We start from the raw sequence: 13,025 nt of genomic DNA, 5'->3' as shown, positions 1-13,025 counted from the left end.
GCACCACGACGCAGCCGGCCAGCACGATGGCTGCGGCCGCCAGTATCACGATGGTTCGAAAGGGCATCGCTTCGACTCATGATGTTGCATGAAAAGTCCGCTGCGCCGGCCTCGCGTGCCGCGCGGCGGCGTGCACGTCAGGCCCAGTGGCCCGGTACCCAGCGCCAGGCCGGGCCGCGCGCGTCCCAATGCCCGGGCACCCAGTGGTAACCGACGCGCACGACCTGCCAGTGGCCCGGAATCCATACGTAGCGACCCTGCCGCCAGTGCCAGTGCCCCTGATCCCATACGTAACCCGCACGGGCCGCCGGCATCACTTCGACGCGCGGCGGTGGCGGTGCATAAGGCGCGACGATCACGGCTTGCGCGAATACGGCGGACGTCGCGAGCGCAGCCATGCCTGCGGCGGCCCATCGCAATGGAACAGAAAGTTTCATGAAAGACTCCGAAATAACGGGCATCGACCGGTGGCGGTCGTTCATGCATTAAACGGAGCAGGCGGAAGAAATCCGTCGCGATATCGGCGAATAAATTTCGGGGGCCGCCGCGGCGTCGATGTCGACTGGCGGCGCGCGCCGCGCGATCGTACGTATCGGCCGCCACGCATGCGGGGTTGCGGTACTGTCACAACGCGGCAAAACTGCCCTTCGACAATGCAGGCGACCGGGACCCCGCTCGTTTCCGGCCCACGCCCCGGCCGTGCTTGCGCATGGCCGCGCGGTTCCCCTCGCGCCCCATCAAACGAATACACCGACCATGTCGAACCAGGACACTTTCCCTGACCAGCCGAACGAGCCGGCCGCGTCCGTGTCGCGTCGCGGCTTCCTGAAACTCGCCGGCGTCTCCAGCCTCGCCACCGCTGCCGGCGGGCTTGCGGCCGCCCGCGCCGCCGCGTCGAATCCGGACGGCACGCCCGAGCAGGTTCACCTGACGTGGGGCAACGACCCGACGTCGGAAGTCGTGATCTCTTGGGCGTCGCTCGCCCCCGCCGTCAATCCGCGCGCGCGCATCGTCGCCGACGGCGAGCCGGCGCGCACCGTGCACGGCGTCCAGCGCCTGTACACGGACGGCCTGAACGGCGAGACCGTATTCGCGTACCACGCGCGCGTGCACGGACTGAAGCCGGATACGCGCTACCGCTACGAGATCACGGCCGACAACGACAGCAACGCCGCGCAGCCGTTCTCCGCGAATTTCTCGACTGCGCCGCGCGGCCGGGCGCCGTTCCGTTTCACGAGCTACGGCGATCTCGCGACGCCGAACGGCGCGTGGGTGCTGTCGTCGCCGCAGAGCCGCTTCGCGGTGCAGGCCGTCGAACAGTTCCAGCCGCTGTTTCACCTGCTGAACGGCGACCTCTGCTATGCGAACCTGAACCCGGCGCACCAGCCCGAGGTGTGGCGCGATTTCGGCAACAACAACCAGACGTCGGCTGCGAACCGCCCGTGGATGCCGTGCCCCGGCAATCACGAGATCGAATTCAACAACGGTCCGCAGGGGCTCGACTCGTACCTCGCACGCTATACGCTGCCCGAGAACGGCACGCATTTCCCGGGCCGCTGGTACAGCTTCCGCGTGAGCTCGGTGCTGTTCGTGTCGCTCGACGCCGACGACGTCGTGTACCAGGATGCCGCCGCGTTCGTCGGCGGCCCGGCGCCGCTCGTGCCGGCCGCGAGCACCGGCCGCCCGCCGATCGAGCCCGGCACGTCGTTCTACGTGCGCGGCTACAGCAACGGCGAGCAGACGCGCTGGCTCGAACGCACGCTGCGTCACGCCGCGCACGACGACGACATCGACTGGATCGTCGTGCAGATGCATCAGGACGCGCTCAGTTCGTCGAAAACGGGCAACGGCTCCGACAAGGGCATTCGCGAAGCGTGGCTGCCGCTGTTCGACCGTTACGGCGTCGACCTCGTGCTGTGCGGCCACGATCACGACTACGAGCGCAGCTACCCGGTGCGCGGCTGCAATCACCGCGCGGGCGTCGACGCAAAGACCGGTGAAGTGGTCGAAACGCTGCAGCCGCGCCCGGTCGGCTCGAACGACCCGGACCGCACGAAGTTCGACACGAGCCACGGCACGATCCACCTGATCCTCGGCGGCGGCGGCACCAGCGCGCCGCTCGACGTGTACGGCGAAAACCCGTCGACCGGCTTTGCGCAGGCAAAGGTATTCACGAAGCCGAACCGACCGGTGCCGGGCACCGCGCCGAACACGTTCGTGCGTCAGCCGGCCGATGCGCTCGAGGACGCGATCTGGTCCGCGCGTCGCGATACGGGCACCGGCTACGGGATCGCGGTGTTCGACCACGATCCGGGCAAGCCGGGCGGCCACACGACGATCACGATGCGCTACTACCACGCGCCGGGCGCCGACCAGCAGCCGACCGCGCAGTACGAGCTGTTCGAGACGATCGAGTTGAGCAAGAAGCGGCGCGAGCGGTGATCGACGCATCGGGCGCCCGCTGCGACGAGTGCCCGATGCGCGGCCGTCGACGGCCGGAACGCGCGGCGCGGGTCAGACTGCCCGCGTCGCACTCCGGCCCATGCAGATGAGTTTCGAATACCGCATTTACACGCCATCTTCGGCCGCCCCATTCGACGCCGTCGCCAACGTGCTGCGGCAAGCGCATTGCGACATCGACGTTGATCCCCACGAACGGCGGCTTGAAATTCTCGATGCGGCCAGCGGCTGGCCGCTGATCGATCTGTCGATCGAAGCAGCCGTTTTCCGCCTTGTCACGACGCTGGGCCCGACGCGAAACGCGATGCTCGACGCGATCGGACGCGCGCTGTCGGGAATCGACGCACCGTGGCATATCGACGACGCGTGATCGGCTCGCGCGACTGAGTCGATCGTGCACGCCAGTCCGGCTGCCTCGCTGCAACGGCCGCGTCCCCGTAAAATGCGCGTTTCCGGCGAAATCTTCCCTTTGTATCGCGGCCCGCGCTGACGGCACGCGCGAGCCGAGCCGAATCATCCGAAATCGAACTGGCATGTTGAAACAGGCAGCAAGCATGAAACGCAAGAACAAGGCAACGCTCGTCGGGCTCGGCGCGGTGCTGTTATGGGCGTCGGTGGTCGCGCTCGTGCGCGGCGTCAGCGAAAGCCTCGGCGCGACCGGCGGCGCGGCGATGATCTATACGGTGGCGTCCGTGCTGCTGCTGTTCTCGATCGGCTTCCCCGACCTGAGCCGCTTTCCGAAAAGCTATCTGCTCTGGGGCGGGCTGCTGTTCGTGTCGTACGAGCTGTGCCTGGCGCTGTCGATCGGCTATGCGAGCAACGGTCGGCAAGCGATCGAAGTCGCGATGGTCAACTATCTGTGGCCGAGCCTTACGTTGGTCGCCGCCATCGTATTCAACCGGCAGCGTGCGAACCTGCTGGTCGTGCCGGGCGTCCTGCTGTCGATGCTCGGCATCTGCTGGGTGCTCGGCGGCGACCAGGGGCTCGATCCCGCCGGCATGCTGCGCAACGTCGCGGACAATCCGCTGAGCTACGGCCTGGCATTGTTCGGCGCGCTGATCTGGGCCGCCTATTGCACGGTGACCGCGCGCATCGCCGACGGCAAGAACGGCGTCACGCCGTTCTTCATGCTGGTCGCCGCGGTGCTCTGGATCAAGTTCGCGATCGAAGGCGGCGGCGGCATGACATTCAGTTTTCGCGCGATCGTGTATCTCGTGCTGGCGGCGTCGGCGCTCGGCTTCGGCTACGCAGCCTGGAACACCGGCATCATGCACGGCAACGTGACGGTCATCGTCGGCGCATCGTACTTCACGCCGGTGCTCGCCGCCGCCCTCGCCGCCACGCTGCTGCATGCGCCGCTGTCGATCGAATTCTGGCAAGGCGCATCGATGGTGTGCGGCGGCTCGATCCTGTGCTGGCTCGCGACGCGCAGCCGGCGTCGTGACGAGGCCGAGCCCGTGCCGATCGGTAGGGAAACCGAAGGTAACTGCCACGGATAACGATGCCCGGCGCCGTCGACGGAAGGTCCGAACGCAGCGGTCGGCCATGCCCCGAACTGGGGCCGCCGGGCTACCTCTGCGATTCCAGCGCGATCCGCACGGCCAGCCCGGCCAGCACCGTCCCCATCAACCAGCGCTGAACCGCCGCCCACAGCGGCCGCCCCGCGAGAAAGCCTGCGATCGAACCGGCCGCGCAGGCGATCAGCGCGTTGACGCTGACGCTCACCGCGATCTGCACGCAGCCGAGCGCCAGCGATTGCGCGAGCACGCTGCCGTGCCCCGGCACGATGAACTGCGGCAGCAACGACAGATACATCACCGCGATCTTCGGGTTCGCGAGGTTCGTGACGAAGCCCATCGTGAACAGCCTGACGCGGCTGTCGTGCGGCAACTGCCGGACCTGGAACGCGGAGCGCCCGCCCGGCTTCAGCGCCTGCCACGCCAGGTACGCCAGATACAGCGCGCCGGCAAAGCGCAGCGCATCGTATGCGTACGGCACGGTCATCACCAGCGCGGTGATGCCCACTGCCGCGCACACCATGTAGAACACGAATCCCAGTGCGACGCCGCCGAGCGATATCAGCCCGGCGCGGCGGCCCTGGCAGATCGAGCGCGAAACCAGATAGATCATGTTCGGTCCAGGCGTCAGCACCATGCCGAGCGACACGAGTCCGAACGCAAACAGGGTGGGCAAGGCCGGCACGGCACGCTCCTTCAGGGTAACGACAACGATGTCCGAGCAATATATTGCATCTCGATTATCGTCGGCATGAATAAACTGCAAGCACCCCATGAGCGTCGTGCATCGTACCAACCGGTTGCTACCTGCCCTTTTTCGCGCGCGTCCGGGTCGTCTTTCCCGCCTTCGCACGTTGCGCATCGACGAGCCGCACGAACTCGTCGGTGACCGCATTGCCCGCGGTGTTCCACGCCAGTCGCACGGAGCGATGCAGCCGCGGCGACAGTTCCAGCACACGGCCGCCGAACGGCGTGTACGTGAGCGTGATGCGCGGCACGATCGACACGCCCATGCCCGCCTCCGCCATCGACAGGATGGTGCGCATCTCGACGACGTTGAACGCCGCGCGAAGCGGCACGCCGCCGCGCGCGAAGTAATCCGTGATCACCGGCCCGCACCCCGCCTTCGAGAAGATGAACGGCGCCGCGGCCAACTGCCTGGCCGACACGCTCTTGCGGCCGGCGAACATGTCGTCGGCCGCCACCGCGACGAAATCCTCATCGAGTAGCGGCAGGTTTTGCGCGAACGTCTTCGTGCCGGCCACCACGCCGACGTCGGCCGTCCCGTCGTCGATCCACCCTTCGACTTCGCTGTCCGTGCCTTCGAGCAGCACCGCCGACACGCCCTGGTGCATTTCCTTCAACGCCTCGAGCGCGGGAACGACGAACGCCAGCGACACGCTCGGCAGCGACGCGACCACCAGCTTCCCTTCAAGCTTGCCGCGCGACAGGCTGAACTGCTGGCGCAGCATCTGCGCTTCCCGCACCACGCTCTGGACATACGGCCACAGGCGTTCGCCGGCCGCCGTCAGGACGACCGGCTGCCGGTCACGCCAGAGCAGCTTGACCTGCGTGATGTCTTCCAGCTCCGTCAGCGCATGGCTGATCGCGGATTGACTGCGGCTGAGCCGGTCTGCCGCGGCCGTCAGCGAGCCGAGTTCGACCACGGCGGCCAGAGCCTGCAACTGGGCAAGCGTCATCAGGTTTCCTCGTTCGGGGGTATGTATGCCACGCATGAAGTGGCTGATCGACTTGAATTATATTGAACTGCCGGCGAATGCCGGCATGGGGCTGATTCGCCCGCTGCGGGACAAGATATCGCCCGGGATTTTCAGGATGGTCGCCCTGCTGTTCGTGCTCGTCGCAGCGTCGCGGATGATCTGGAAGTCGGGCGCATTTCGGCACGGCGGATCGCCTGCCGCCCGCACGGGCAGCGTGCACGCAGCATGCGTTCTGAAAGCTGCAACGCGTAGTATTCGCAGACCCGGCGTATCGCTCCGACCGACAGCGCGGACGATATGCGACCGGCTTTGCTGCGCGTACGCTGATACCGACGTCGGCGTTGCCACGTTTTCAGAGGCACGAAATGGAAACCTATGTGTTGCTGGGCTGCGGATTGGGCCTTGGCTTGTTGATCGCGATCTGGGGCATCTGGTCGCTCCGATGACGCGCACCGGCCCCGTCCGCGCGCAAGGATTCCGTATGGAGACGGACGGGAAACCATAGTATCGGTGAACGGTTCCATTCGACTTGATTCGCAGTCCGATTCAGCCTGACATCGCCCGCCCCTGAACCGTCGATCGCCGCTGCCGCCCGGCACGCGACATGTTCGGCACCGCGCCCTGCTCCATTCCCGAAGACGCGTTAGACTATTCGGATGGAACAATGCCGTTATTGCCAGAGAATCCGCGATGAATGGGATTGCCACGGCGACGAATGCCGCCGGGCAATCGCCAAGGCACTGCGCCGCCAGCGTGCGGGCCTGCCGATGGTGCCCGATCGCATCCGCAACGAGTTGCCGTCCGGCGCGCCGACCCAGCAGGTGATCGCGGTCCTGTCGCGCCAGCGCCTGCGCGCGCGTCGCGGCAACGAGGAACGCCGCGAGCGCAAGGAAATCGACGACGACGGGGTCTGATCCAGCCACCGTGCCGTCTCGCGCTCCGTTGCACGTTGTTCGCCCCCTCCTTCCCGCAGGGCGTCCCCCCGTGCGCGCATCCCTTCTGTTCACGCCCCCGCTGTCCCTTGCAATCCCGGCAACACCGCATGGGGACAGAAGATGTTTGTCTCGAAATTATTACCTCGAGCGCAACGATCTTTCACTCAAACCCACGTTTACCCTAGATCACGCGACGCCTACGATGTAATCAACCGCTTACGACATGGTGTCGAACGCGGAAAGCCAAATAAACATCGGAGGTCATCATGAAATCGCTCGTTTCCGCGGTCGCCGCCGCCGTCGCCCTGTCCGCCTCGTTCGGCGCATTCGCACAAAGCACCGTGACGCGCGCCCAGGTGCGCGAGGAACTGGTCCAGCTCGAAAACGCCGGCTACAAGCCCAGCCAGTCGAGCCCGCATTACCCCGCCGACATCCAGGCTGCGCAAGCCCGCGTGCACGGCGTCGACAACAGCGGCTCCGGCTCGCAACCGGCCGCGACCGCCGAGAGCGGCGCACCGGTCGTCCGCGCGCAGAACCCGCGCGACTCGGTCTACTTCGGCCATTAAGTCTGCCGCTGCACGCCCCGCGCGTGCGGCCCGCAGATGCAACGAGCCCGTCCCGCGTCGGGCTCGTCGCGTTTCGGCCCGCCGTCAGCGAGTGCCGTCCGAGGCGACGCGACCGGTTTGGTCCGGCGTACCGCCGCGGACCAGATCCTGATAGCGCACGCACACGCACTGCGCGGACGCCTTCGCCGCATACATCGCCGCATCCGCCTTGACGAGCAACTCCTCGGCCGACGCGCCATCCGCCGGAAACTCGCTGACGCCGATGCTCGCGCCGACGGCCATGCGCCCTTCGTCGAACTCGAGCTCCTCGGCCATCACGATCTGGATGCGCGACGCGACATCGCCGATCACCGCGGGTGAACTCACGTCCGAAATCAGCACGATGAATTCGTCGCCGCCGAGCCGTGCCGCCATGTCGCCGCTGCGCAGCACCTGGCTCAGCCGCTTCGCGACCGCGACGAGCGTGCGGTCGCCCGCCGAGTGTCCGTGCTGGTCATTGATCTGCTTGAAGCGGTCGAGATCGACGAACATCACCGCCAGCCCTTCGCGCACCGCGGCCGCATGCCGGATCGCGGCCTCGAGATGCTCCATGAACAGCAGGCGGTTCGGCAGGCCGGTCAGCGGATCGTGACCGGCAAGGTGCGTCAGCTCCAGCTGCTTCGCGCGCAGCATCGCCATCTGCGTGCGGATCTCCACACGCATGCTGTCGAAACAGCGCGCGAGCACGCCGATCTCGTCGGCCCGCGCGACCGGCAGCCGTTCGGCGGCCGGGTCGTCGAACACGTGTGTCGCGGCGCGCGCGAGGGTCTGCAACGGCCGCGTGATCGCACGCGCGAACAGGATCGCGAGAATCACCGCCAGCACGCTCGATACGAGCACCATCCTGACGATTCGTTCGCCCAGCATGCCGGCCGGCGCGAGCACGTCGGCCAGCGGGCGAGCCATCCCGAGCACGACGAAGCGGTTGCCCTCGTCCTGCCCGAACGGCGTGCGCACGAACGCGAACATCTGTCCCGGTGCTTCGTCGGGCTGCGCGAGTCCGTTGAGCGTCACGTTCGTGCGCGCGCTGTCGAACAGCGCGCGCGTGACGGCAAAGCGGTCCTGCATCAACACGCGCCGGCCGCGATCGAAGCCGAACGTCTGCGCCGGATCGGGATGCACGAGAAAATCGCCCCACTCGTTCGCGAGATAGACCGCATAGTCGTCCGGAAGATCGCGTTCGAGCCGGTCTAACACGCGCGACAGCTCGACGTCGACGACGAGCGCGCCGACCGTCTGGCCGGCCGCGTCGACCACCGGCGTGCCCACGCGCAGAATCGGCAGCCCTTCCGCCGCATGCGATCCCGTCTCGTGATTGACCACGATCGGCGACAGATAGATATGGCCGGGCGCCGTCGCGAGCGTATCGAATACATAGGAGAACTGCCCTTTCTCCTGGAACGCGCTTTCGGGCAGCACGACGATGCCGCGCGCATCGCGATCGAGGCGAATGCGTTCGATCCCGAAATGCCCGCTCGCGATCAGGCGAATCTGCAGGTATTCCGCATGATTGCGCATGAAGCTGTAGTACACCTGCTCGAGCCGCATGCGTCGCGCGGCGTCCGGGTTGTCGCCGCCGGCGACGGACGCGGACGACGGCAACTGCGCGAGCACGAGCGCATCGTCGGCCACGTCGGCAAGCGCGGTGGTGAAGCGCTGCCCGAGCAATTGCGTCGACATCAGCAGGCTGTGCTGCGCTTCCTGCACGAGCATCGCGCGGTTGGCGCGATACGCGGAGTAGCCGGTCGTGCCGGCCGCGATCACGCCGATGCACGCGAACAGCAACGACAGCTTCGACGTGAGGCCGAGCCGGATCATTTTCCGAATCGCTCCGGCCGGTCGCCCGACACGATGCGGCTCCACAGCGATTCGCGGCGCGCGATGTCCTCCACGGGCTGAAGCCACACGAGATGCTGGTGTCCGGTATCCAGGCCGCGCGGCGGCTCGAGCGTGTTCGCGAGCCCCTGACGCTCGGTCAGCAGCGCGCCGATCGCCGGTTCGAGCATGTAGTTGATCCACGCGAAGGCAAGCTCGGGACGTTGCGCGCCGCGCGTGACGGCCCAGCAGTCGAGCCACGCGAGCGCGCCTTCGTCCGGGATCACGTACCCGACGTCCGCGCCGGCGCGACGCAACTGCTCCACCTGCTGCGTGCCGTAGTTGCCGAACATCAGCGCCGCGCGATGCTGGACGAACAGCGCGGTCGCTTCTTCGGGAAGCGTGTAGTACGTCAGCAGGTTGCGGCGCAGGTCGATCAGCTTGCGGGCCACGGCAAGCGTCTGCGCGGGCGACAGACGGAACGGATCGGAATAGCCGAGCGCCAGCGCCGTGAACGAGAAGTTGTGCTGCGCGCTGTTGAAGTCGAGCACCTTGCCGCGATAGCGCGGATTCCACAGCTCGCGCATCGAGCGCGGCGCGGCCGGCACCTGCTTGCGATCGTAGATCAGCCCCATCGACGAATACGTGAACGGGATCGCGTAGGACGCGCCGTCCTGCACGAGGCCGCCGATCGTCGCGAGCTGCTGGAAATTCGGCAACTGCCGCCGCCGGTTCGCGATGCGCGACAGGTCGATCGGCGCAAGCAGGTGTTCATGCGCATAGCGCTGGATCTCGGCCGTGTTCGCGGCCAGCACGTCGTACGGCGGCGGCGACGCGCTGTGCAACCGCGTCCACAGCGCTTCGTCGGAATCGACCAGCGTCACCTCGACACGCACATGAAACTGCGCCTCGAATGCGCTGACGATATCGCTGTCCGCATAACCGGGCCAGGCCAGCACGCGCAGCACGTTGTCGTTGACGGTTTCGGGAGAGGCCGCGACGGCCGGCGGAACGGGCGCCAGTAAGCCAAGCGTCAGCATGACAAGCAGCGTGCGCACGGCGCCGCGGGCGCGCGCGCGTGCACCGATTCCCCTGATCAATCGCACCCCGCGTGAATCGCCCGGCTGCATTCGACTGTCCTTTTTCGAGTCGATGCGATATCCCGCAACGAGACCATAAAACGCAGGGTCACGCAATCGGAACAAGCCGCACGTCACGCATATTCGCAGGCCTCACGGCTGAATGCGACCCAATTACACGAGCCCGCGTCGGGCCGCGAACACACGAACACACGAACACACGAACACACGAACACGCGGAGACGCGGAGACGCGGAGACGCGGAGACACGGAGACACGGAGACGCGGAGACGCGAATACGAACGTCAGCGCCAGGCCTGCGTGAATTCGGCGATCACGCGCGACAGGTGGGCGCGCATCGCGTCGCGCGCACCGGCCGCGTCGCGCGCCATGATCGCCGCGAAGATCCGCTGGTGATCCTCCTGCGACGCCTCGCGCAGCGCGGGCGAGTGAAAGTGCTCCTCGATCTTGTCCCACAGCGGATCGGCGCGCGCGCAATCCCACATCGCCGTGACCATGTGCAGCAGCACCGTGTTGCCGGTCGATTCCGCGATGCGCAGGTGGAACTGGCGATCAGCCGCGTCGTATGCGGCCTTGTCGTTCATCTGTTCGCGCATCGTCGTCAGCGAGAAAAACAGGCGGTCGAGATCGCCATCCTTGCGCTCGGTCGCCGCGAGCGCCGCGACTTCCGCCTCGATCAGCCCGCGCGCGCGCAGCGTCTCGATCGGCCCGGGGCCGCGCGGTACTTCGAACGTGACCGGCCGCGCGGCGTCGGCCGCCGACACGTAGATGCCCGAGCCGATCCGCACCTCGACGACCCCCTGCACCTCGAGCGCGATGATCGCCTCGCGCACTTGCGTACGGCTCACGCCGAACTGGTCGGCCAGACTGCGCTCCGACGGCAGCCGCGCGCCGGCTTCGAACGCGCCGGCGGCCACCATCGCGTGAATCTGCCGCGCAAGGCCGATATAGGAGCGGTCCGCGGCATCGGTGTCGCGGCTGGCGGGCAGGCTGGAAAGGTCGGTCATCGAAAGGCTCGCAACAGGCTGGCCGGCGCCGCTGCGGCGTCGGATCGACAAAATGGTACACCAATTTGGCTGCGCCGCCGGTTCGACCGATCGACCAGCCTATGCTTGCCACTTCCAGAAATGCATCACGGGTGATCGCTTGCCTGACAACTGGTAAACCACTATCCCACGCAACTGGCATACCAATCATAATCCGCACACCGACGACGGCCCGACACGTCGCCGCCCCGTTCGTCCGACGCATGAACCGACAGCCAGGAGCCTTTCCAGTGAAGATGTCTTTCCGTTGGTACGGCGAGTCCGATCCGGTCTCGCTGCAATACATCCGCCAGATCCCCGGCGTCACGCATATCGTGTCCGCGATCTACGACGAACCCGTGGGCGAGGTGTGGCCCGCGCACAAGATCGACGCGCTGAAGGCGACGATCGAGCGCGCCGGCCTGCGGTTCGACGTCGTCGAATCGGTGCCGGTGCACGAGGACATCAAGCTCGGCAAGCCAACCCGCGACCGCCTGATCGACCACTACCGGCAGACGATCCGCCATCTCGGCGCGGCCGGCATCCGCGTCGTCTGCTACAACTTCATGCCCGTGTTCGACTGGACCCGCACCGAGCTGTCGAAGACACTCGACGACGGCTCGACCTGCCTCGCGTTCAGCACCGACGCGGTCGACCGGATCGATCCGAACGACGGCATCGCGCTGCCCGGCTGGGATTCGAGCTACCGGCCCGAACAGTTGCAGGCGCTGCTCGCCGACTACCGCGACGTCGACGAGAACGCGCTGTGGGCCAATCTCGAATACTTCCTGAAGGCGATCATTCCGGTCGCCGAGGAAGCCGGCGTGAAGATGGCGATCCATCCCGACGATCCGCCGCGCCCGATCTTCGGGCTGCCGCGCATCGTGAAGAACCGCGACGATCTCGCGCGGATCGTGCGCATCGTCGACTCGCCCGCGAACGGGCTGACGCTGTGCTCGGGCTCGCTCGGCGCGGGCCCCGAGAACGACGTCGAAGCGCTCGTGCGCGAGTTCGGCGCGATGGGCCGCATCCATTTCGCGCACATCCGCAACGTGAAGGTCGACGCGAACGGCGATTTCGAGGAAACCGCGCATCTGTCGAGCTGCGGCTCGCTCGACATCGCCGCGATCGTGAAGGCGTACCACGACACCGGCTTCACCGGCTACGTGCGCCCCGACCATGGCCGCATGATCTGGGGCGAGACGGGCAAGCCCGGCTACGGCCTCTACGACCGCGCGCTCGGCGCCGTCTACCTGAACGGCCTGTGGGAAGCGCTGGCGAAGTTCGACCGCACCCCGCCAGCGTCGCGATAATCGGCCCTTCGAGGCGGCCGGCGCAGCGGATCGCCGGTCGCCCGTCACGACATTCCGCGCGGAGACACCGCCATGCCACGCATTCGATGGGCCATGATCCTGATGTGCTTCCTGGCCAACGTCATCAACTTCATCGATCGCGCGAACCTCGCGATCGCGGCGCCCAGCATCCGTGCCGACCTCGGGCTCGACGCGGTCGGCATGGGGCTCGTGCTGAGCGCGTTCTTCTGGACCTATGCGTTCCTGCAATTGCCGGCCGGCTGGTTCATCGACAAGGTCGGCGTACGCATGAGCCTCGCGCTGGCCGTCGGCTGGTGGTCGGTGTTCACCGTCGCGACGGGCGCCGCGCGCGGCCTCGCGCAACTCGTCGGCGTGCGGCTGATGCTCGGCGTCGGCGAAGCGGCCGCGATCCCGTCGTTCGCGAAGGTCGCGTTCAACTGGTTTCCGCGCAGCGAGCGCGGCCTGGCCAGCAGCATCTTCGACAGCGGCTCGCGCGTCGGCTCCGCGCTGTCGCTGCCGCTCGTCGCGTGGCTG

General features: G+C 67.0%; 14 protein-coding genes. 8 read left to right on the top strand and 6 right to left on the bottom strand.

Annotated features, from left to right (window positions below):
• Nucleotides 1–137: 137 nt before the first annotated feature.
• Entirely contained in the window at nt 138–437 is a 300-nt protein-coding gene (locus tag H3O04_RS16495; protein WP_023477095.1) for a YXWGXW repeat-containing protein, read from the bottom strand.
• Between the two features lie 319 nt (nt 438–756).
• Between H3O04_RS16495 and H3O04_RS16490 the strand changes: the two genes are divergently transcribed.
• The 3 genes from H3O04_RS16490 (at nt 757) to yddG (ending at nt 3,959) form a co-directional block, all read left to right on the top strand.
• Complete coding sequence (locus H3O04_RS16490; protein ID WP_077217285.1) at nt 757–2,442, top strand: purple acid phosphatase family protein; 1,686 nt, start codon at nt 757–759, stop codon at nt 2,440–2,442.
• 28 nt (nt 2,443–2,470) lie between these two features.
• Entirely contained in the window at nt 2,471–2,830 is a 360-nt protein-coding gene (locus tag H3O04_RS16485; protein WP_237666314.1) for a hypothetical protein, read from the top strand.
• Nucleotides 2,831–3,014: 184 nt separating this feature from the next.
• Nucleotides 3,015–3,959, top strand: a complete 945-nt coding sequence (gene yddG / locus H3O04_RS16480; protein ID WP_146123159.1) for an aromatic amino acid DMT transporter YddG — start codon at nt 3,015–3,017, stop codon at nt 3,957–3,959.
• A 70-nt stretch (nt 3,960–4,029) separates the two neighbouring features.
• Here yddG and H3O04_RS16475 read toward each other — a convergent pair whose 3' ends face one another.
• Both H3O04_RS16475 and H3O04_RS16470 read right to left on the bottom strand, forming a co-directional pair.
• A complete protein-coding gene (locus H3O04_RS16475) occupies nt 4,030–4,662 on the bottom strand; it encodes a LysE family translocator (protein WP_006478951.1) in 633 nt (210 codons plus the stop codon).
• Between the two features lie 118 nt (nt 4,663–4,780).
• The gene (locus H3O04_RS16470) at nt 4,781–5,677 is read right to left on the bottom strand and encodes a LysR family transcriptional regulator (protein ID WP_202588072.1); all 897 of its coding nucleotides are present in this window, start codon (nt 5,675–5,677) and stop codon (nt 4,781–4,783) included.
• A 34-nt stretch (nt 5,678–5,711) separates the two neighbouring features.
• Between H3O04_RS16470 and H3O04_RS36130 the strand changes: the two genes are divergently transcribed.
• The 3 genes from H3O04_RS36130 to H3O04_RS16455 all read left to right on the top strand — a co-directional run bounded on the left by H3O04_RS36130 (nt 5,712) and on the right by H3O04_RS16455 (nt 7,199).
• The gene (locus H3O04_RS36130) at nt 5,712–6,203 is read left to right on the top strand and encodes a hypothetical protein (RefSeq protein WP_234621703.1); all 492 of its coding nucleotides are present in this window, start codon (nt 5,712–5,714) and stop codon (nt 6,201–6,203) included.
• A 151-nt stretch (nt 6,204–6,354) separates the two neighbouring features.
• The gene (locus H3O04_RS16460; protein WP_006478949.1) at nt 6,355–6,612 is read left to right on the top strand and encodes a hypothetical protein; all 258 of its coding nucleotides are present in this window, start codon (nt 6,355–6,357) and stop codon (nt 6,610–6,612) included.
• 287 nt (nt 6,613–6,899) lie between these two features.
• Entirely contained in the window at nt 6,900–7,199 is a 300-nt protein-coding gene (locus tag H3O04_RS16455) for a DUF4148 domain-containing protein (RefSeq protein WP_006478947.1), read from the top strand.
• A gap of 84 nt (nt 7,200–7,283) precedes the next feature.
• On the opposite strand, the gene H3O04_RS16450 is transcribed toward H3O04_RS16455, so the two are convergent.
• The 3 genes from H3O04_RS16450 to H3O04_RS16440 form a co-directional block, all read right to left on the bottom strand.
• The gene (locus H3O04_RS16450) at nt 7,284–9,056 is read right to left on the bottom strand and encodes a diguanylate cyclase domain-containing protein (RefSeq protein WP_202588071.1); all 1,773 of its coding nucleotides are present in this window, start codon (nt 9,054–9,056) and stop codon (nt 7,284–7,286) included.
• Nucleotides 9,053–10,183 (bottom strand): ABC transporter substrate-binding protein, encoded by a 1,131-nt coding sequence (locus H3O04_RS16445; protein ID WP_006478945.1) that lies wholly within the window; start codon nt 10,181–10,183, stop codon nt 9,053–9,055. Before H3O04_RS16445 ends, H3O04_RS16450 begins: the two co-directional genes overlap by 4 nt.
• 254 nt (nt 10,184–10,437) lie before the next feature.
• Nucleotides 10,438–11,160 carry a FadR/GntR family transcriptional regulator gene (locus tag H3O04_RS16440; protein WP_011694757.1) on the bottom strand — a complete coding sequence of 241 codons (723 nt, stop codon included), beginning with the start codon at nt 11,158–11,160 and terminating at the stop codon, nt 10,438–10,440.
• Nucleotides 11,161–11,429: 269 nt separating this feature from the next.
• Between H3O04_RS16440 and uxuA the strand changes: the two genes are divergently transcribed.
• Entirely contained in the window at nt 11,430–12,491 is a 1,062-nt protein-coding gene (uxuA, locus tag H3O04_RS16435) for a mannonate dehydratase (protein WP_200159520.1), read from the top strand.
• Between the two features lie 72 nt (nt 12,492–12,563).
• A partial coding sequence (locus H3O04_RS16430) for an MFS transporter (RefSeq protein WP_202588070.1) occupies nt 12,564–13,025 on the top strand: 462 nt, incomplete at its 3' end.

The sequence above is a fragment of the Burkholderia sp. KCJ3K979 genome (genome assembly GCF_016759955.1).
GTDB lineage: Bacteria > Pseudomonadota > Gammaproteobacteria > Burkholderiales > Burkholderiaceae > Burkholderia > Burkholderia orbicola.
Note: the sequence above shows the minus strand (reverse complement) of the source record. Positions and strands in the feature narration are given on the sequence as shown.

What these genes read in the sequence shown, in the direction of transcription:
- H3O04_RS16455 (WP_006478947.1), top strand. Translation starts at nt 6,900, where the DNA reads ATGAAATCGCTCGTTTCCGCGGTCGCCGCCGCCGTCGCCCTGTCCGCC.
- H3O04_RS16450 (WP_202588071.1), bottom strand. Translation starts at nt 9,056, where the DNA reads ATGATCCGGCTCGGCCTCACGTCGAAGCTGTCGTTGCTGTTCGCGTGC.
- H3O04_RS16445 (WP_006478945.1), bottom strand. Translation starts at nt 10,183, where the DNA reads ATGCAGCCGGGCGATTCACGCGGGGTGCGATTGATCAGGGGAATCGGT.
- H3O04_RS16495 (WP_023477095.1), bottom strand. Translation starts at nt 437, where the DNA reads ATGAAACTTTCTGTTCCATTGCGATGGGCCGCCGCAGGCATGGCTGCG.
- H3O04_RS16460 (WP_006478949.1), top strand. Translation starts at nt 6,355, where the DNA reads ATGGAACAATGCCGTTATTGCCAGAGAATCCGCGATGAATGGGATTGC.
- H3O04_RS16470 (WP_202588072.1), bottom strand. Translation starts at nt 5,677, where the DNA reads ATGACGCTTGCCCAGTTGCAGGCTCTGGCCGCCGTGGTCGAACTCGGC.
- H3O04_RS36130 (WP_234621703.1), top strand. Translation starts at nt 5,712, where the DNA reads ATGAAGTGGCTGATCGACTTGAATTATATTGAACTGCCGGCGAATGCC.
- H3O04_RS16440 (WP_011694757.1), bottom strand. Translation starts at nt 11,160, where the DNA reads ATGACCGACCTTTCCAGCCTGCCCGCCAGCCGCGACACCGATGCCGCG.
- H3O04_RS16490 (WP_077217285.1), top strand. Translation starts at nt 757, where the DNA reads ATGTCGAACCAGGACACTTTCCCTGACCAGCCGAACGAGCCGGCCGCG.
- yddG (WP_146123159.1), top strand. Translation starts at nt 3,015, where the DNA reads ATGAAACGCAAGAACAAGGCAACGCTCGTCGGGCTCGGCGCGGTGCTG.